This is a genomic window from Paenibacillus sp. FSL E2-0177, assembly GCF_037992975.1.
GTDB lineage: Bacteria > Bacillota > Bacilli > Paenibacillales > Paenibacillaceae > Paenibacillus_AQ > Paenibacillus_AQ odorifer.
The window spans coordinates 6,062,481-6,080,281 of sequence record NZ_CP150307.1 but is presented as its reverse complement, the minus strand read 5'-3'; the positions used below and the strand labels follow the sequence as shown (position 1 = coordinate 6,080,281).

The 17,801-nt window shown below is 44.8% G+C and carries 18 protein-coding genes; 14 read left to right on the top strand and 4 right to left on the bottom strand.

What is annotated here, in order from left to right; translation table 11 throughout:
- Nucleotides 1-74 precede the first annotated feature (74 nt).
- The 5 genes from MHI25_RS27055 to MHI25_RS27035 all read left to right on the top strand — a co-directional run bounded on the left by MHI25_RS27055 (nucleotide 75) and on the right by MHI25_RS27035 (nucleotide 4,309).
- Nucleotides 75-941, top strand: coding sequence for a protein-glutamate O-methyltransferase CheR (locus MHI25_RS27055; RefSeq protein ID WP_051491113.1), 867 nt, complete (start codon nucleotides 75-77; stop codon nucleotides 939-941).
- Between the two features lie 21 nt (nucleotides 942-962).
- Nucleotides 963-2,633 carry a response regulator gene (locus tag MHI25_RS27050; protein WP_076128677.1) on the top strand — a complete coding sequence of 557 codons (1,671 nt, stop codon included), beginning with the start codon at nucleotides 963-965 and terminating at the stop codon, nucleotides 2,631-2,633.
- Between the two features lie 96 nt (nucleotides 2,634-2,729).
- Nucleotides 2,730-3,068 (top strand): STAS domain-containing protein, encoded by a 339-nt coding sequence (locus tag MHI25_RS27045; protein ID WP_076128675.1) that lies wholly within the window; start codon nucleotides 2,730-2,732, stop codon nucleotides 3,066-3,068.
- Between the two features lie 18 nt (nucleotides 3,069-3,086).
- A complete protein-coding gene (gene rsbW / locus MHI25_RS27040; RefSeq protein WP_036680217.1) occupies nucleotides 3,087-3,542 on the top strand; it encodes an anti-sigma B factor RsbW in 456 nt (151 codons plus the stop codon).
- Entirely contained in the window at nucleotides 3,539-4,309 is a 771-nt protein-coding gene (locus MHI25_RS27035; protein ID WP_076128673.1) for a sigma-70 family RNA polymerase sigma factor, read from the top strand. The genes rsbW and MHI25_RS27035 overlap by 4 nt, the downstream gene beginning before the upstream one ends.
- A gap of 189 nt (nucleotides 4,310-4,498) precedes the next feature.
- Here MHI25_RS27035 and MHI25_RS27030 read toward each other — a convergent pair whose 3' ends face one another.
- The 3 genes from MHI25_RS27030 to MHI25_RS27020 all read right to left on the bottom strand — a co-directional run bounded on the left by MHI25_RS27030 (nucleotide 4,499) and on the right by MHI25_RS27020 (nucleotide 7,497).
- Nucleotides 4,499-4,831, bottom strand: a complete 333-nt coding sequence (locus MHI25_RS27030) for a DUF5665 domain-containing protein (RefSeq protein ID WP_036680215.1) — start codon at nucleotides 4,829-4,831, stop codon at nucleotides 4,499-4,501.
- 148 nt (nucleotides 4,832-4,979) lie between these two features.
- Nucleotides 4,980-5,477: a YtxH domain-containing protein gene (locus tag MHI25_RS27025; protein WP_076128671.1), complete on the bottom strand. Its 498-nt coding sequence runs from the start codon at nucleotides 5,475-5,477 to the stop codon at nucleotides 4,980-4,982.
- A gap of 253 nt (nucleotides 5,478-5,730) precedes the next feature.
- Nucleotides 5,731-7,497: a glycoside hydrolase family 13 protein gene (locus tag MHI25_RS27020; protein WP_305953968.1), complete on the bottom strand. Its 1,767-nt coding sequence runs from the start codon at nucleotides 7,495-7,497 to the stop codon at nucleotides 5,731-5,733.
- 446 nt (nucleotides 7,498-7,943) lie between these two features.
- Between MHI25_RS27020 and MHI25_RS27015 the strand changes: the two genes are divergently transcribed.
- From MHI25_RS27015 to MHI25_RS27000, 4 genes are all read left to right on the top strand, one after another.
- Nucleotides 7,944-9,293, top strand: coding sequence for a maltose ABC transporter substrate-binding protein (locus MHI25_RS27015; RefSeq protein ID WP_256715815.1), 1,350 nt, complete (start codon nucleotides 7,944-7,946; stop codon nucleotides 9,291-9,293).
- A gap of 18 nt (nucleotides 9,294-9,311) precedes the next feature.
- Nucleotides 9,312-10,619, top strand: a complete 1,308-nt coding sequence (locus MHI25_RS27010; RefSeq protein WP_076128669.1) for a sugar ABC transporter permease — start codon at nucleotides 9,312-9,314, stop codon at nucleotides 10,617-10,619.
- The gene (locus MHI25_RS27005; RefSeq protein ID WP_076128667.1) at nucleotides 10,616-11,452 is read left to right on the top strand and encodes a sugar ABC transporter permease; all 837 of its coding nucleotides are present in this window, start codon (nucleotides 10,616-10,618) and stop codon (nucleotides 11,450-11,452) included. The genes MHI25_RS27010 and MHI25_RS27005 overlap by 4 nt, the downstream gene beginning before the upstream one ends.
- 307 nt (nucleotides 11,453-11,759) lie before the next feature.
- Nucleotides 11,760-12,764 (top strand): asparaginase, encoded by a 1,005-nt coding sequence (locus MHI25_RS27000; protein WP_076128665.1) that lies wholly within the window; start codon nucleotides 11,760-11,762, stop codon nucleotides 12,762-12,764.
- Between the two features lie 131 nt (nucleotides 12,765-12,895).
- Here MHI25_RS27000 and MHI25_RS26995 read toward each other — a convergent pair whose 3' ends face one another.
- Nucleotides 12,896-13,120 carry a DUF1128 domain-containing protein gene (locus MHI25_RS26995; RefSeq protein WP_036680203.1) on the bottom strand — a complete coding sequence of 75 codons (225 nt, stop codon included), beginning with the start codon at nucleotides 13,118-13,120 and terminating at the stop codon, nucleotides 12,896-12,898.
- Nucleotides 13,121-13,263: 143 nt separating this feature from the next.
- On the opposite strand from MHI25_RS26995, the gene yyaC reads away from it, so the two are divergent.
- From yyaC to MHI25_RS26970, 5 genes are all read left to right on the top strand, one after another.
- Entirely contained in the window at nucleotides 13,264-13,788 is a 525-nt protein-coding gene (gene yyaC, locus MHI25_RS26990; RefSeq protein WP_248549634.1) for a spore protease YyaC, read from the top strand.
- A 108-nt stretch (nucleotides 13,789-13,896) separates the two neighbouring features.
- Nucleotides 13,897-14,703 (top strand): alpha/beta hydrolase, encoded by an 807-nt coding sequence (locus tag MHI25_RS26985; RefSeq protein WP_340394627.1) that lies wholly within the window; start codon nucleotides 13,897-13,899, stop codon nucleotides 14,701-14,703.
- 195 nt (nucleotides 14,704-14,898) lie between these two features.
- The gene (locus MHI25_RS26980; protein ID WP_076128661.1) at nucleotides 14,899-15,570 is read left to right on the top strand and encodes a DUF6483 family protein; all 672 of its coding nucleotides are present in this window, start codon (nucleotides 14,899-14,901) and stop codon (nucleotides 15,568-15,570) included.
- Complete coding sequence (locus tag MHI25_RS26975) at nucleotides 15,570-16,388, top strand: PhzF family phenazine biosynthesis protein (protein WP_340394626.1); 819 nt, start codon at nucleotides 15,570-15,572, stop codon at nucleotides 16,386-16,388. The genes MHI25_RS26980 and MHI25_RS26975 overlap by 1 nt, the downstream gene beginning before the upstream one ends.
- A gap of 88 nt (nucleotides 16,389-16,476) precedes the next feature.
- Nucleotides 16,477-17,667: an SAM-dependent methyltransferase gene (locus MHI25_RS26970; protein WP_076303094.1), complete on the top strand. Its 1,191-nt coding sequence runs from the start codon at nucleotides 16,477-16,479 to the stop codon at nucleotides 17,665-17,667.
- Nucleotides 17,668-17,801 lie beyond the last annotated feature (134 nt).

Genomic DNA, 17,801 nt, shown 5'->3' with positions numbered 1-17,801 from the left:
AATTTGGGGTAATACCTTTTTAAGAACTAACATGACTAGAATTACGGTGTGTTAATAAGGGAGTCGGGATAACAATGAAAGCGATAGAACACGGATATGAGGAGCAGCCCGTTATGGTAGGAAGTGACGAGTTGGAGCAAATTGAGATCGAGCTGCTCCTTGATGGAGTACACCGTTTATATGGATATGATTTCCGGAATTATGCGTTGCCTTCTTTGAAGCGTCGTATCTGGCATCATGTGCATGCGGAGAATGTACACAGCATATCCGCGCTGCAAGAAAAGGTGCTGCATGATCGTGCCTGTTTTGAACGATTTGTCTATAGTCTCTCCATTCCGGTTACCGAAATGTTTAGGGACCCGGGGTTATTTTTAACGTTTCGCCAGAAGGTAGTTCCGTTGTTGAGGACTTATCCCTATATTCGTATCTGGCATGCTGGATGCTCCACTGGTGAAGAAGTATACTCTATGGCCATCCTGCTTCATGAAGAAGGGCTTTACGATAAGGCTCGGATTTATGCCACAGATATGAATGAGCGTTCTTTACAGCAGGCTAAGGAAGGCGTCTATGATATTAGCAGAATGAAGCAATACACTAAGAATTATTTGGAGGCGGGAGGTACCCGGGCATTCTCTGAATACTATACAGCGAAGTATAACTCGGTTATTTTACAGCCATATTTACGCAAAAACATTATATTCGCTGAGCATAACTTGGCTACAGATACTTCTTTTAATGAGTTTAATGTTATTTTCTGCCGCAATGTGATGATCTATTTCAATGATGAGCTGCGGGATCATGTTCACGGCTTGTTTCATGAAAGTTTAAGTCGTTTTGGAATACTTGTTCTAGGCTCTAAAGAATCCATTCACTTTACGAAGTACAGCGATTGTTATGAGTCTTTGGACAGAGTAGAAAAAATATACCGTAACATAAAATAACGCATGAAGGAGGGTGGTCCTATGGGGTTTCAAGAACCAATTCATATACTACTAGTAGATGACCGTCCTGAAAATCTGCTGGCGCTGGAGGCGGTACTTGAAAGCCAGCATTATGAGCTAGTCAAAGCCACCTCCGGCGAAGAAGCGCTGCGGTGTTTGTTAAGGTATGATTTTGCTGTCATCGTACTGGACGTGCAGATGCCAGGTATGGATGGGATCGAGACCGCAAAGTTGATTAAAGCCAGAGAAAAAACAAAGGAAATTCCGATTATCTTTATCTCTGCGAATAGTAAGGAAGCGGAGCATTTATTCGCGGGCTATTCTGCAGGGGCTATTGATTATATGGTCAAGCCCTTCATTCCACAAATTCTGAAGTCTAAGATACAAGGTTTTGTCGAGATGTATATTACGAGCAAGAAGCATCAGACTCAGACCATGCTGCTGCAGCAAAAGACGAAAGAACTGGAAATCATAAATAGTGAGCTCGTAAAGGCTAAGGAAGAGGCGGAGATCGCCTCCAAAGCGAAGTCGGAATTTCTGGCTATGATGAGTCATGAGATTCGTACACCAATGAATGGCGTAGTGGGTATGATTGATTTATTAATGGAGACTGACCTTGCTCCTGAGCAGAAGGAGTATTCCGAGATCATTCGGAAAAGTGCAGACACGTTGATTACGGTGATAAACGATATTCTTGATTTCACCAAAATGGAATCCGGCAAAATGGAAATCGAAGAGCAGCTGTTCGAACTTCGCACATGTATTCAAGAGGTGTTCAGCCTCTTTTCGGTGGAAGCGGGAAAAAAGAACCTGGAGCTTGCTTATTTTATCGATCAGAAGTTGCCTAGACTTTTATATGGAGATATGGCCCGTTTACGCCAAGTATTAATTAATCTGATTGCTAACGCAGTTAAATTTACGAATCAAGGCGGTGTCTATTTAGTCGCTTCCATCAAAGAAACATCTGGGAACAAGGTAGAAGTCGAGTTCACGATCATGGATACAGGGATTGGTATTTCTCCAGAGAAATGCGACCGATTGTTCCAACCGTTCTCACAGCTGGATTCTTCAATGACACGGAAATACGGGGGAACAGGGCTTGGTTTAGCCATATGTAAATCCCTTGTAGGCATGATGGGCGGAGAAATACGGGTAGAATCCATGGAGCAAAAAGGAGCTACCTTTATTTTTACGATACAAGCATCCGTACCTGGAGAAGATTTGACAGGAGGTTATCAAGAAGAGGAATCGCCTCATCTTCTTCTTAATCAGGAGAGCAGAAGCCGAATCCTTGTTGTAGATGACCATCCTATCAATCAGCGTCTGATGGTTAGCATGCTAGATAAGCTCGGCTATGAAGCTGATATGGCTGAGGACGGGAAACAGGCTGTGCAAATGGCGCTTAAGCAGCCCTATGATTTTATCTTTATGGATCTCCAAATGCCAGTAATGGATGGCCTGGAGGCAACCGCTCAAATCCGTCGAGAAGGCGGTCCGGCGGCTGAGAAGACTATTATTATTGCAATGACTGCGAATGTCATGGATGGCATCCAGAATCGCTGTAAAGCCTCAGGAATGGATGACTATATCAGCAAGCCACTTAAGATGAGTAGTATTAAGCAGATTATCTCTCGGTATTCTAGCAGCGATAATCGGATGGTTGAAACAGATACCTCTATTTTTCAGGCGTAACCCAAGATTTACTAGTTTATATTTTAATGTTATTTGTTTCAAAGGTAGGACTATGAGGTTATTAATATAGAAAATATTTATCAGGAGAGATCGTCTATGAACACGCATAAAAGTAATAAGTTTCACGCTAAGACAGAGACAAAAGAAAGTGTATGTACGGTTTTCCTGAATGGTGAACTTGATCTATCCGTGGCTTCCGATTTCCGTTTGGTAATGGAGCCGCTTGTAGGTGATACGAAGCATGATTTAGTAATAAATCTTAAAGAATTAAAATACATCGATAGCACGGGTATTGGTATTCTACTTTCGATCCTGAAATCAAGACAAGGTATGGACGTTAAGTTTATGGTTGAGGATGTTCCTCCCCAAATTCAGAAGCTGTTTGACATGACTGGTATTACCAAGTTTTTTGCCTCCCAAGAGAATTCCCACTAGGAAAGGATAGAACAAAGAATGAGTGATGATGTGCAAAAAGTAATTCTTCAGCTGCCGGCTAGCGCAGAGTATGTGGATATTGTTAGGTTGAATTTATATGGTATTGCTTCAAAAATGGGCTTCACCTACGAAGATATTGAAGATATGAAGGTAGCTGTATCAGAGGCGTGTAACAACTCAGTATTGTACGCCTATGGACAACAAGACGGAATGGTTGATGTAATCTTTGAGGTGGGTGAAAGTGCCCTATCCATTACAGTCAAAGACGAGGGGGAGAGCTTTGACGGTTTGGAAGACTCGTCCAGTGAGCGTATGACACTGCATGATAAAGAGTTAAGTGACGTTCAGGTCGGCGGTTTAGGGTTCTACTTAATGCAAGCGTTGATGGATGACGTGAGCGTCGTAAGTGAGGCCGGAAGAGGGACGGTAGTAACTTTGAAGAAGCACCTTAACTTTAGCGAGGAAAAGGTATGAGTGATAAGGTGACTCCCCCCGAGTCCATGAATGAAGCAGTCACCCAAATTTGGGAATATCAGCAGACTAAGGATAATGAACGCGCAACAGTGCTGATTAAGAAATATGAGCCTATGGTAAAAATGGCTGCTGGAAAAATTTCTCGCAACCGCCCCGACTTGTATGAGGATTTATATCAGGTCGGGCAAATGGCGCTCATCCGGTTATTACAGCAATATGATATTAGCCTTGGAATCCCTTTTGAGCCCTATGCGATGAAAAGCATGATTGGACATATGAAGAATTTCCTACGTGATAAATCTTGGTACATACAGGTACCTAGACGGATTAAAGAAAAGGGAGCACTTGTTCAACACGCGATTGACGAACTAACAGTGAAGCTGGAACGTTCGCCTGCGGTGGATGAGATTGCTCATTATCTTGATTTGTCTGTTGAAGAAACTGTAGAAGTACTGGCGGGCAGAGAATGTTATCATTACGTCTCCCTAGACTCGCCCCTTTCTCAAGAGGAGACAGGAGCCACACTAGGCGAGCTGATCAGCTCTGACGCAAATGATTACGAGACCGTAGAGAAACGTATGGATTTGCAACAAGCACTAGGTCAATTGAAGGAACAGGAGCAGCAGGTGCTGCTGTTAGCGTTCCAAGATGGACAATCCCAGCGGGCGATCGCCCAGAAGCTGGGGGTATCACAGATGAGCGTTTCACGCATACAGAAGCGGGCCACTGAGAAGTTAAAGCAGATTATGGCCAACTCTTCCTATTGAGTTCCTGTATGGGTAATATACATTTTCGACGATAAGGACATGCCTCTCTCCGCTGACTGGAGACCCGCATGTCCTTTATTTGTATACTGTTGTAGACTTATTCCCCCGCTTGTCCGTCCAACCTAGAGGATTAGACGGACAAGCGGGGGAAGCGGTCGATAGTTGGGGAATAGATTGATAGTCTTGCGGTTAGCTATTAGCATCAATGTATTTTTTAATTTCCCCAAGATACTCTCCGATTACTGGAACATTAAGAAAAAGACTAAGAATGTAGCCTAATAAACCAAGGACTACAAATGTTCCGAGAGATAGTCCAAGTCCCCGAGATATACCGGCCATCAGGTTTGTGATGATTCTTTTTTTCGGATCTGAATAGTTGTCGAGAATGTCTTTGAATTCTGATTTTTCCAGTGAGTGAGCGATCTTATCAAGACGACTGTTTAAGCGTTTCACTTCATGTCGCAACTCGAAAGGATGTTCATCAATTTCATAAGGTTTTGTTTGGTTATTTGAATCTGCCATGCGCCATCCCTGCTTTCTATAGCCCGAACGGGCATTAATTAAATGTCTAGTTGTATCTGCTGATGTGAATAAAGGTGTAACTAAACAACAGCCAGCTGCGGTCAGCTGGCTGTTGTTTGTTAAAGTGATAGCTGTATGATGCCGCAGATTAGTAATTGGATTTATAGGAGGATTTTACATCCTCTTTCGCATCCTTAGCCTGATTGGCAACCTCTTTAGAGGATGCTTTAGCTTCATCAGCTACGTCTTTAGAGGCGTCTTTAACATCCGAGCTTACATTGCTTGAGGCTTCACTTACAGTGTCACCAATTTTACTTCCAGCCTCTTGAAGAGTGGCGGCAATTTGTTGTTTGCTGTCACTGACAGTGGTATAGATATCAGAAGCTTTATCTGACACCGTACTAGCCAAATCGGTTGCTTTTTCGCCAACGGTTGTCGCAATAGCTTTGGTTTTGTCAGTTACGGCACCAGCAACTTCTTTGGTCTTGTCTGTAGCTTGAGAAAGTTTATCTGACAGATCACTGCGCATTTCACGACCAGGCTTTGGTGCAAATAGCAGGGCTGCTGCGGCACCAATTAAGCTACCAATAAAGATACCTTTTAATAAGCTGCTTCCGTTCTCTACTTCATGTTCTACGTTACTCATCACCAATCACTCCTTATAATTTATCTTACTTCGTATATAAACTTTGGCGTATGGGCTGAAACAGTTGAAGAGCAAGGGGGAGATTACGGGAGTTTAAGGGAGGATACGGTAACCTAGAGGGCTTTAGGTCATATAAACCGCCTTTTTAAGGCTTTATCAAGATTTGTTTATGCGCAAAAAGAAGGGCGAAGACAGGCTGTGATATGCAGCATATGTCTCCATCCTTCCACGATTGAATTTATAATGTTACGGATTAATCATTAACGGCTTGGAGTACCGCATAGCCGAATTCAGGCAGATTCAGATGCAGCTGGGATGTGGAGGTTTCAGTCCGTTTCTGCGTCTTTAGATTTACCCATATCGTGTCTGCTCCGGTTACAGGAATGATGACTTCGGCCATAACATCTTCATTGTTCAATACGATTATGAACCGGCTTTGTTTGTCCCACCGCTCATATACAAGCAGCTTTGGATAACCCGGAATCTCCAGCGCTTTAAATCCACTGCTCCGGAATGCGGGATGAGATTTACGAAGGCTGATCGTCCAGCGATAGTATTCGAACAATTCTTGATTCTGTTTCTGGGAGTCCCACTCCATACATTTTCGGTTGTCCGGATCGTATCCGCCATCCATGCCGATTTCATCGCCATAATAAACACAGGGTGCTCCTTGAAAGGTCATCTGGAACAAAACGGCCAGCTTTAACTTCCTGATGTCACCGCCACAAAGTGTCAGGAAACGAACTGTATCATGGCTGTCTAGCAGATTAAAGGCGGCTTCCGTAATTTGCTGCGGATAATTCGCTAGCATAGTAGCAACCGACTGAGAGAATTGTGCAGCATTGATCTGTCCGTGAGCGAAAAAATTAATTTGAATATTCGTTAGCGGGTAATTCATAACGGCGTCAAATTGATCGCCAAGCAGCCACGGCAAGGAATCATGCATGATTTCTCCTACGAGATAGGCTTCTGGATTAATGCTTTTGATCGTACTGCAGAATTGCCGCCAGAACGAATGGGAGACTTCATTTGCGACATCAAGCCGCCAGCCGTCTATACCGATTTCCTCGATCCAATAGCGGCCTGCATTCAGTAGATATTCTATGACTTCAGGATTCTCAGTGTTGAACTTAGGCATGATAGGCTCAAATGCAAAGGTGTCATAGGTGGGAATTCCGTCGATGACCTGTGGCGGCCACTCGCGTACATGGAACCAATCCGCATAACGTGAAGATTGCCCGTTCGCGAGCAGATCAACAAATGGCGGGAAGGTATGACCGCAATGATTAAAGACACCGTCCAGGATGACACGGATGCCTTTGGAGTGACAGGAGTCCACAAGCTCTTTCAGCAATGTATTGGTGCCAAAATGAGGATCGACCAAATAATAATCTTTTGTATCGTATTTATGATTGGTGGTTGCCGCAAATAAAGGATTAAAATATATAGCATTGATGCCCAATTCACAGAGATAATCCAAATGATCTAGTACACCCTGTAAGTCCCCTCCGAAGAAATTCCGAGGACTCGGCGTGCCGCCCCATTCCAATACATCTGTCGGATCGTTGGTGGGATCCCCATTCGCGAAACGCTCCGGGAATATTTGATAAAATACTGCATCTTTCACCCACGATGGAGGGGAGTGCACATCTTCACGATTCAAAAATGGAAAGTCGAACAAGCCTTCATATACAACAGCAGGTGGCTCTGGATAAAAACCTTTTTCTAAAAAATAAAGAACTTCGTCTTTGTCATAAAGCGCAAAGTAATACGCGAGTCTGCGGTAAACAGGACGGACGGAGGCTTGCCAGTAATCGAACAAGCCGTCAGAAGCGAGGCGCTGCATTGGAATGACCTCATGCGTTTTGTCCCAGCCAAATTTATCTCCACAGAAAAGATCGATCTGTGATACGTTGTCCCGCTTAGTTCTTATGCGAATATGAAGTGTAGACTCATCGTAGGCATATGACCAATTTTGTCCCATACGGTGATAAACGGCTTCCGGTTGAATCATACTCATTTTCCATCCCTTCGGGCATGTAAACGCAAAAAAGGGCCAACCTCATGATTTTCAGAGGTTGAACCCTTGGCGGTTTCATTGCCTTTAAATTTGTCTGCATCTTACCATAACCCTCAAGAGCAAAGCAAGAGGTTATTTCACAAGAAATTACAATATGGAATATTTAGTATGTGGTAGGGATAAAGAGAAAATAAAAGAAAAGAAAAGATAAACTTTGTTAAACCGTCTTTTTTGGACTTATACTCTGATTGCAATCAAAATTATGGATATTATAGAATGAGGGCGAACGAACTTGATTTTTCATAACACGCATTCAAATTAAAGGCACTGTTACCTGGAAAGGTACAACCTCGGCACTTTGTGCAAATGAGGTTGTATCTTTTTTATATGCTTTTTTTCAATGCGGGTTAGGTTTAATCACTCATGAACGAAGGGGAGATGAGCAAATGAAGAAGAGTAAACGTTCCAAAATGCAAGCGGTAACATTTAGTTTAGTCCTATGCCTGCTGTTAACTTTGACGGTCACCGCATGCGGTTCAGGCAATGGGAACTCCGCATCAAAGCCGAATTCGAGTCCGAATTCCGCAGTGAACGAGCCGGGGGGAACCACAAATGAGACAAATACTTCCGGAGAGAATACCACCGATGAGGAAATGAAACCAGAAGCAGGGGCCAAACTGATGGTCTGGGAAGCCAAGGAGCAGCTTGAGTACATGAAGCAGATTGCTGCTGATTTCGAAAAAGAATATGGTGTTCCCGTCACAGTTGAGGAAATGGCAGGTGGTGATCAAGGCGCAAGACTGGCGACGGATGGTCCGTCTAAACTTGCTGCAGATGTGTTGACTCTGCCCCATGACCAGATCGGGCAAGCCGTAAAAGCAGGGCTGCTTTTGCCAAATGATGTTTTTGAGGAAGAAACCAAATCAACGATGGTGGCAACAGCCGTTCAGGCATCGTCTTATGATGGCATTCTTTACGGTTATCCTAAATCGGTAGAAACCTATGCGCTGTTCTACAACAAGGACCTGATTCCTGACGCTCCTAAAACGTGGGATGATGTGATTGCTTTTGCAGATACGTACAACAATCCGAAGGAAAACAAATTCGCAATCATGTGGGAATTCGTCGGATATTACAGCTATCCGTTTATTGGCAGCTTCGGCGGATATATTTACGGAGACAACAATACGAATTTCAAGGATATTGGATTGAACAATGAAGGCACTATCAAAGGGTTTACGTTTCTGCAGAGCCTCAAAAAAATTCTGCCTTTGAATGCAGGAGATATCACTTATGACGTGAAAACACAGTTGTTCCAAGAAGGTAAGCTGGCGATGAATATCGACGGGCCGTGGTCCATAGCGGCGTTTAAGGAAAATGTTAACCTGGGTGTGGCGCCTCTTCCAAAGGGACCTGACGGTCAAGACAGTCTTTCTTTCTCCGGGGTCAAATCGTATTATGTCAACTCATATACGGAATATCCGGTCGCAGGCCGTTTGTTCGCACATTTTGCAAGCAATAAGGAGAATCAGCTTAAGAATTTTGAGATGACGGGAGCGATTCCTGCGAGTATAGAGGCTGGAGAAGCGCCGGAAATCAAAGATGACCCTATTATTGGCGGATTCTTCGAGCAATTCCAAAATTCCGTTCCAATGCCTTCCGTTTCAGAAATTAAATCGGTCTGGGAACCCCTAAAAGCAGCGTTTGTGTCCCTGTGGAACGACTCAAATCTTGATGTTAAACAGACGCTGGATCAGACTGTAACCACGATTCAGGCCGATCTGGAGTCGAAGTAAAGGGCAGGTGATTTAACCATGAGGAAGAAAACAGGCGCAGCGCTACTCTCGGCTATTATTCCGGGACTGGGCCAGTTCTACAACCGGCAGTGGCTGAAAGGATTGGTATTCCTGCTGGTGGGGTCTGCTGGAATCTACTATATTGCTCATGATCTGATGGGACATTTGCATGGCTTAATTACGCTTGGTGAATTTCCAAGCCGTATGGTCAAGGTAGGCAAATTAACCCGGATGGTGGAAGGCGACCACTCCATTTTTATGATGATCAATGGTCTAATGGCATTGCTGGCGCTGCTCTTTTATACAGCTTTTCATTTACTGAACATCAGAGATGCATTCCTAGTTGGAGCTGCACGGGACCGGAAAGAGCCCATTCATTCATTCGCTGAATCGCTCAGAGCTATGGGGCGGAGGAATTTTGCCTATCTTGTCCTCGCGATTCCCTTTGTGGCCGTGGTTTTTCTGACGATATTACCACTTGTTTTTTCGGTGCTACTGGCGTTTACGAACTATGCCGACCCGATTTTACCGCCAGCACATCTAGTAGACTGGGTGGGCTTCGGTAATTTTAATAAAATGCTTAGTCTGGATGTCTGGAGTTCCACCTTTGGTGGAGTGCTGACTTGGACCTTGATCTGGGCGGTTATTGCTACTGCGACGACTTACATTGGAGGTGTGCTTATTGCAGTACTTATTCACCAGCCCCGTGTCCGCTGCAAAAAGCTTTGGCGCACACTTCTGATCGTTCCTTTCGCTATTCCCAATATGATTTCTCTGCTCGTCATGCGCAATATGTTCAATAATCAATTCGGACCGATCAATAGTTATTTAAGAGCCTTGGGACTGGAGGGTGTGGCCTGGCTAACCAATCCTTTCTGGGCTAAGGTCACTGTAATTCTGGCTAATATGTGGATCGGCATTCCGGTGACCATGATTCTGGCCTTCGGGGTGCTGACAACAATTCCGAAGGATATGTATGAAGCGGCAGAAGTAGACGGTGCTGGGTCATTTTATAAATTCCGCATGATTACGCTGCCCATGGTATTGTTCGCAACCGCACCTATCCTGATTATGCAGTTTGCCGGCAACATTAACAGCTTTAATGTCATTTATCTAATGACTAACGGAGAACCGGTTAATCCTAACTACCAGTACGCGGGCCACACTGACCTGCTGGTGACTTGGCTTTATAAACTGGCGCTGAACCAGTCACAGTACAGCTTTGCTTCTGTCATCGGGATTGTCATCTTCCTGATGGTCGCGACATTCTCCATCTGGAGCTACCGGCGGACGCGATCCTTTAAAGAGGAGGATATGATTGCATGAAGCTAAGACTGACGGAAGCGTTAAAAACGTTTGGTAGCCATTTATTGCTGATTGTGCTCAGTTTTATTAGTCTTTTCCCAGCTTTCTGGATTATTATGTCTTCTTTCAAAACAGGAAACAGTTTGTTCAGTGACTCATTGATTCCTAAGAATTTCACCTTTGTTCATTACAAGGAACTGTTTGAGCAAACTAAATATTTGTTATGGTTCATGAATACGCTAAAGATTGCGGCGTTGTCTACGCTGCTCGGCACCTTTTTGCTGCTGCTGACTTCGTACGCCATTTCTCGTTATCGATTTACGGGCAGAAAAACTACACTAACCACGCTCCTAGTTCTGCAGATGTTTCCGGGATTTATGGCTATGATTGCAGTTTACGTGCTGCTGAACACACTTGGGCTACTGAATTCTCATTGGGCACTTGTGCTCGTGTACAGCAGCGGTGCTATTATCACGAATGTTTTTGTGGCTAAAGGTTTTTTTGATACGATTCCTAAAAGCTTGGAAGATGCTGCGCGAATGGATGGGGCGAGTCATATGAAAGTATTTCTTTCTATCATGATCCCGTTATCTAAGCCGATGCTCACCTATGCCAGCCTTATGATTTTCAACGGCTGCTTTGTGGATTTTATATTCGCCGACCTTGTATTGCGCACGGAGGATACAAGAACGCTCGCCGTTGGGCTTTACCGGATGGTGAACCAAAGTAACTCAACCGAGTTTACGTTGTTCGCTGCCGGAGCGGTATTGGTCGCTCTCCCAGTCACGCTGCTGTTCATTTTCCTACAGCGTTTCTTGGTGGATGGCCTGACCGCAGGTGCAAGCAAAGGATAAGACGAACTGCGCTACCCTTGTGAGGCTACGCTGAATTCCATAAAAACCGCTTTCTACTCAGAGATCAAGATTCTGAGAAGGAAGCGGTTTTTTATATTTTATCCGGTTTCTAAAATCTTCTTGGTGGGGACAGGATTGAAGAATAATGAAAATAGGAGTAGAATTCCTCATGGAACCAACACTTAAGGGAGTTTGTAGAGTACTCAAAAATCCCGGAGCACGGGGTTATTTTCTAGCATTTATTAAATGTGAATACTAATAAGTCCTTGTGAGTTATAGAGCATCTAGTTAAAAGAGGAGAGAAATCATGGAAACCGTATTAGTACGAGAGTATCGGGCGGATTTGCTGGAATGTGTCCATAGTGGGCATATTGCCATCGTAGGAGAGAACGGAAATTTAAAGGGGTATGCAGGTGATCCGGAATTTGTATCGTTCACCCGTTCAGCTGCTAAACCCCTTCAGGCTATTCCAGGCGTACGTGGGGGGATTGTGGAGCATTACGGCTTTACACCCGCAGAGGTTGCCCTGATGACCGCCTCTCATCGGGGAGAGAGCTACCATGTAGCTGCGCTAGAGAGCATATCCTCCAAGATTGGCATCGATGAGCAACAAATGATCTGTGCAACGAGTTACCCGCTGGATTATTCCAGCAGGGAGAATGCCATTCGTGGTGCGGGCAAAAGAAAGTTCTATCATAACTGTGCGGGCAAGCACATGGGTATCTTATCTTACAGTAAGCTCAAAGGTTTGCCGCTTGAAGAATACTCACAGCCGGAGCAAACGGTGCAGCGTGAGATTATCGACACCATTGCTTATATGGCTGGTGTGGCCCCAGACAGTATCGGTTTAGGTACGGACGGATGCGGGCTGCCGGTATTTGCTCTGCCTCTGACCGCCTTGGCGACGGCCTATTTGAAATTAGCCAATCCGGATTTGATTGCAGATGAAGCTACTCGCAAAGCGGTTACTACTATTACAACGGCAATGAATGCTTATCCGGAGATGGTTTCTGGATCTGGTCGCCTTGATTCTATTCTTTTGGAAGATGATAATATTATTGCTAAGGGTGGATTTAAGGGTGTGTATTGCTTCGGCTTACGCCGTGAGCGACTGGGGATTGCCTTCAAGATTCTGGACGGATCGGAAGAAGAGTGGGGACTTATTGTACAGGGAATTTTAAATCAAATTGGTTATAGTCAGAAAAATACCTTGGAAAAGCTGCGCAATGCATTTTCAGGCGTGATTTACAATGACGGGGGTACACGAGTAGGCCATGCGGATACTGAGTTCAAGCTTAATTTCATAAAGTAGGATCATATAAAAAGAGCCCTTCGACTACGAATCCATCTTCTGGATACACAGCGAAGGGCTTTTTTCTACGAGAAGCGGTGGTCATCTTTAAAGGACGGCAACATCGGTTCTTCTTGTAATAGGGAGAACTATTATTTATGACGTAGACGGCCGAGTTCGGAGACGAGTGCTTCCACCTGAGAAATACTCAGTCTGTCGCTGCCCATGGCTACCTCATAAACATCATAGATATCTTCATAATGATCTACTGAAAAAGCGGAGGCTTGCATCGCCGCGGCACTGGCCATTTTTAATTTGTTTTTGATAGCCTCGATCATATACTCAACATTTTCCTGACTAGGCTTTGTTAAATCCATTAGGTTAAAACATCCTCTCTGTATACTGATTCATGTATTTTACCATGTTTGGCAGCTTGACCACCATTTTTTTGTCGGGTTCACTGAAATCATGTTAAATTAAAGGCATGAGATCAAAAATATCATCGAAGGGAGGAAATGTATTGGCAATCAGAGAACAGGGAAGCGGAAAACGCATTAAAATGGACGATGCTGGATTAGTGTCCTTTTTCATGGAAATAGCTGCTCTGCATTCCGCCGAGGAAGTCACGTTCCTGTGCATTGGAACAGATCGGTCTACAGGAGATGCACTCGGTCCGCTTACGGGCAGCAAACTTGTGGAACATGGCTTCCGACATGTAATCGGTACGTTGCCGTCTCCTTGCGATGCAGATAACTTGGTGGCCAGAGTGGCTGAGATTCCCTCCGGGCATATTGTAGTTGCGGTAGATGCTTGTCTGGGTCCTCCGATCGCGCTTGGATATTACTTCGTTTCGAGTGAGCCACTACAGCCTGCACAATCGGTGGGGGCAAATCTTCCAGCCGTAGGTCACTATAGTTTGGCGGCCGTTGTAGATATGAATGGCCCGAAACCCTATAGAACGTTGCAGACCACTCCACTGCATAGAGTGATGGTTATGGCAGAACATATCGCTATAGCGGCAGCAAAAGGATTCGGACTCCAGTAGTACCCATTGGGCACTTAAAAATAAGTTGTCCGTTTCAAGGCGGGCTGTTTTGCTTAATAATAGATATTAGACACATTACCTTAGTATTCTAGAAAGAGGGAAGCAGCCATGGAAAGAGTTCGTTGTGACGGAAGCAATATATGCTACAGTGATCAGGGGAAAGGCGAAGTTATTGTATTGCTGCATGGCTTTTGTGGAAGCGCTGAATATTGGGAACAAGTCATTCCTGTCTTAAGCAGCGGCTACCGAGTGATTGCTCCCGATTTACGTGGTCACGGAGCTTCGGAAGCTCCATTAGGACCTTATAGTATTGAACAAATGGCAGATGATGTTCTGGGTCTGTTAGATTCGCTGGAGATTGCTGAATGCATCATGCTTGGTCATTCGCTTGGCGGATATATTACGCTATCGTTTGCTCAGCGTTATGCTTCTCGATTGAAAGGCTTTGGATTAATTCATTCTACTGCTTATCCAGATAGTGAAGAAGCTAAGGAAAAACGACTGAAGAGTGTCAGCGCGATTCAAAATGAAGGGATTACTCCTTTCGTAGACAGCTTCGTACCAGGATTGTTTGCTGAAGCAACCGCTTCTGCATCTCCACAGCTGCTGGAGCGCGCTAAAGAAATCGGCTACAAAACGCCTCCACAAGGAGCGGCAGGAGCTGCACTGGCGATGCGTGAGCGTCCAGATCGACGGGATGTAATTACGGCCACTACGTTGCCGGTATTGCTTGTTGCTGGCGAGCAGGATGGATTGATTCCTGCTGAACGAACCTTTACTGCGGATAAACCGAATATAACGCAAGCAACGATATCGGGTACAGGCCACATGAGTCTTTTTGAAGCTCCTGAACGATTAGCCGAGATCATAAAGGATTTTGTTCAGGCTTCCGTTTTAGACAATAGCCGCGTATAAAAAAAATATCTACAAAGAGGCAGCACGGCGCCATTATGGCGTGTGCTGCCTCTTTTTTTAAGGGCTATCTAATGATCTGGTATTCTCCTTAACTGGCATAGAATTCGGCAATGGTTTAAGATAAATCAATAGAATAACTTAAGTGGTCTGAGTCCTGAATTTTTTGCTACCACAGTACGGAAAAGGAGGAATTGCATGTTTCGAAGAGACTATATTGTCCGGATGATCGAAGATATGACGGCGATGGTTGCCAAGGTATTTTCTCTGAAGCAGGAACGGAAGACGACAGAAGCTTTATGGGAAATCGATGAGCTGTTGAACCGGCATTTTCCGCTGAATTCACGTCTTTTAAATTCACTATCTGTAGAAGATATCATAGATATGTTTCGTTTTGGCGGTGTGGTTGAGTCCGATAAGCTTCAAGGTCTGGCCAAACTGCTGAAGGAAGAAGGCAGCATTTATGCGGCAAATGGCGATAAGGATGCAGCATTATTTAGAAGTATGAGAGCTTTACATTTATATTTGTACGCGGATCTTCATGGAGCAGACAGGGAGCTGCTGCATATGACTCAGGAAATTGATGAACTCTTGCAGGATGTGCAGGCCTATCGTCTCCCGTCTAAAACGGAGCGGCTACTGTTGGAGTATATGGAGTCGGTAGGACGATATAGTAAAGCGGAGGACAGCCTCTACCGGCTGTGGGAGCAAGGAGAAGATGTTGTAATAGAAGGGGATAAGCTGTACAATCGGCTGCTGCTCAAATCATCTGCAGAATTGGAACAAGGTGCCCTTCCTCTGGAGGAAGTAGAGCAGGGGTTAAAAGAGTGGGGCAGGGTAACAGCGATACGAAAGGAAGCAGGAACCTGATGAATACGATGAATATCCCTTTATATATTATCGATTCTTTTGCAGAACAGGCTTATTCAGGCAATCCTGCGGCGGTATGTTTACTGGAGCATCCCGTCGATGAAGGTTATATGCAGAAGACAGCAGCGGAAATGAACTTGTCAGAGACAGCTTTTCTCTGGCCAGAGGAAGATGGATATCGCCTGCGATGGTTTACACCTAAAGTTGAGGTCAAGCTATGTGGGCATGGGACTCTAGCAAGTGCGCATGTACTATGGGAGAGCGGATTGCTAGCGCCTGACATGGAAGCAAGGTTCTATACACGCAGTGGGTTGCTCAGAGCTTCTCGTTCAGGAGATTTGATCTCACTGTACTTCCCGCCTTATCAGCTTCAACCCTCTCCTGTAATTTCAGGTCTCGCAGCAGCACTTGGTATTGCAGAAGCCAATGTGGTGGAAACTATGCGATATGCTGACAATGTACTTGTACGACTGGATCAGGAAGCCCGGGTTCGCGAACTCAGCCCTGACTTCGGAGCTTTATCCGGGCTTGAAGGGAGAGGTTTCGCGGTTACCGCAGAAAGCTCTATCGAAGGTATTGATTGTATATCACGTTTTTTTGCGCCGAAGGTAGGAGTGAATGAGGATCCGGTAACAGGCTCAGCGCATACTGCATTGGCACCTTTTTGGGCGGATAGACTCAATCGTACGCAGTTGACCGCTTATCAAGCTTCGAAACGTGGAGGTTTGCTTCAGTTAGAGGTAAGTAAAGACGAGATTAAGTTGTCTGGGCGAGCATTAACTATAGTTAGTGGAGAGCTGCATGTTAAGCCCTGCTAGAACAAGGAACGCCCCTTGTTAACACGTGATATAATGAACGATGATGGTTAGGAGACATAGATTCTCCATTTTTAATCCCGAAAGTGAGATGTGCGTTGTGGAATCTTTAACAGCTCTAATTGAACAACTAATTAATGACCGTACTTTGATTACGGCTACCCTAAGTCAAGTACGTTATAAAGGCGAAAATTGTACCAAAGTGCAGGTTAAACCTGTTGAACTAAAGGGGAAGCTGCATTATCAGTTTGCGTCCTATATTGGTACAAAGGTAGAACATCGCAACGTACCCGCAGAGTTAGCGGCGGAAGAAATATCTCTTTTATTTAGAGAAACGTATCGGCAAGGTTTGTTGTGTACAGTAGAAGCCGATTATCAGGTGCTTATTAGTAAGAAATTCAAAGTATCAATCCTAACCAAGTCTCCAAGTAAAAAGGAAGAGCCGGATCTAGCTCACAACCGTCGCAAACGTTATGTGCTGGAGGATGGAGAGCCTGTGCCATTTCTGGTGGAGCTTGGAATCATGAATAAAGAAGGTAAAGTGCTGGCCAAAAGATATGATAAGTTTCGGCAGATCAATCGTTTTCTGGAGATGGTAGAGGACGTGCTTGCCGATCTGCCAACAGGCCGACCGTTGACGATTGTGGATTTTGGCTGTGGAAAATCATATTTGACCTTTGCGCTGTATCACTATCTGACCGTTCGCAAGAAGCGGGAGCTTAATATCATTGGGTTAGATTTAAAAGCAGATGTGATTGAGCATTGTAACGAACTTGCTGCCAAAATCGGTTATGATCACTTGAAGTTCTTCGTGGGTGACATTGCCGAGTATAATGAGCTGGAGCAAGTGGACATGGTGATCACACTTCATGCTTGCGACACAGCTACCGATGCTGCCCTTGAAAAAGCAGTACGTTGGGGAGCGTCTGTTATTTTGTCCGTGCCTTGCTGCCAGCATGAATTATTCGCACAAATCGAAAATGAAGTAATGAGCCCTATGCTTTCGCATGGCATATTGAAAGAGCGTTTTTCCGCCTTGGCTACAGACGCCATTCGCGCCAAATTGCTCGACATGATGGGCTATAGCAGCCAGCTGCTGGAATTCATCGATCTGGAGAATACACCGAAGAACATTTTGATTCGTGCCGTTAAGAGCTCAGCCGGGGACAACTCCGTCAAATGGCGCGAATACACCGCATTCCGCGATTTTCTGGGAGCAAAACCCTACCTCGAACGCGTATGCGCGGATCTGCTTCCTACTGAGAGTTCGGTAGAAGGGTAGAGGCTATAAAGGTAGAAAGCGTAGGACGGTGCAGCTCACGCGATCTAATGGTGAGTTGATTTAGTTGTACTTTGTGCAACTAAATATGCTCTGAAGCTGCGTTTTAGTGATTTAGTTGCACTTTGTACACTTAA

What these genes read in the sequence shown, in the direction of transcription:
- MHI25_RS27055 (WP_051491113.1), top strand. Translation starts at nt 75, where the DNA reads ATGAAAGCGATAGAACACGGATATGAGGAGCAGCCCGTTATGGTAGGA.
- MHI25_RS27050 (WP_076128677.1), top strand. Translation starts at nt 963, where the DNA reads ATGGGGTTTCAAGAACCAATTCATATACTACTAGTAGATGACCGTCCT.
- MHI25_RS27045 (WP_076128675.1), top strand. Translation starts at nt 2,730, where the DNA reads ATGAACACGCATAAAAGTAATAAGTTTCACGCTAAGACAGAGACAAAA.
- rsbW (WP_036680217.1), top strand. Translation starts at nt 3,087, where the DNA reads ATGAGTGATGATGTGCAAAAAGTAATTCTTCAGCTGCCGGCTAGCGCA.
- MHI25_RS27035 (WP_076128673.1), top strand. Translation starts at nt 3,539, where the DNA reads ATGAGTGATAAGGTGACTCCCCCCGAGTCCATGAATGAAGCAGTCACC.
- MHI25_RS27030 (WP_036680215.1), bottom strand. Translation starts at nt 4,831, where the DNA reads ATGGCAGATTCAAATAACCAAACAAAACCTTATGAAATTGATGAACAT.
- MHI25_RS27025 (WP_076128671.1), bottom strand. Translation starts at nt 5,477, where the DNA reads ATGAGTAACGTAGAACATGAAGTAGAGAACGGAAGCAGCTTATTAAAA.
- MHI25_RS27020 (WP_305953968.1), bottom strand. Translation starts at nt 7,497, where the DNA reads ATGAGTATGATTCAACCGGAAGCCGTTTATCACCGTATGGGACAAAAT.
- MHI25_RS27015 (WP_256715815.1), top strand. Translation starts at nt 7,944, where the DNA reads ATGAAGAAGAGTAAACGTTCCAAAATGCAAGCGGTAACATTTAGTTTA.
- MHI25_RS27010 (WP_076128669.1), top strand. Translation starts at nt 9,312, where the DNA reads ATGAGGAAGAAAACAGGCGCAGCGCTACTCTCGGCTATTATTCCGGGA.
- MHI25_RS27005 (WP_076128667.1), top strand. Translation starts at nt 10,616, where the DNA reads ATGAAGCTAAGACTGACGGAAGCGTTAAAAACGTTTGGTAGCCATTTA.
- MHI25_RS27000 (WP_076128665.1), top strand. Translation starts at nt 11,760, where the DNA reads ATGGAAACCGTATTAGTACGAGAGTATCGGGCGGATTTGCTGGAATGT.
- MHI25_RS26995 (WP_036680203.1), bottom strand. Translation starts at nt 13,120, where the DNA reads ATGGATTTAACAAAGCCTAGTCAGGAAAATGTTGAGTATATGATCGAG.
- MHI25_RS26985 (WP_340394627.1), top strand. Translation starts at nt 13,897, where the DNA reads ATGGAAAGAGTTCGTTGTGACGGAAGCAATATATGCTACAGTGATCAG.
- MHI25_RS26980 (WP_076128661.1), top strand. Translation starts at nt 14,899, where the DNA reads ATGTTTCGAAGAGACTATATTGTCCGGATGATCGAAGATATGACGGCG.
- MHI25_RS26975 (WP_340394626.1), top strand. Translation starts at nt 15,570, where the DNA reads ATGAATACGATGAATATCCCTTTATATATTATCGATTCTTTTGCAGAA.
- MHI25_RS26970 (WP_076303094.1), top strand. Translation starts at nt 16,477, where the DNA reads ATGTGCGTTGTGGAATCTTTAACAGCTCTAATTGAACAACTAATTAAT.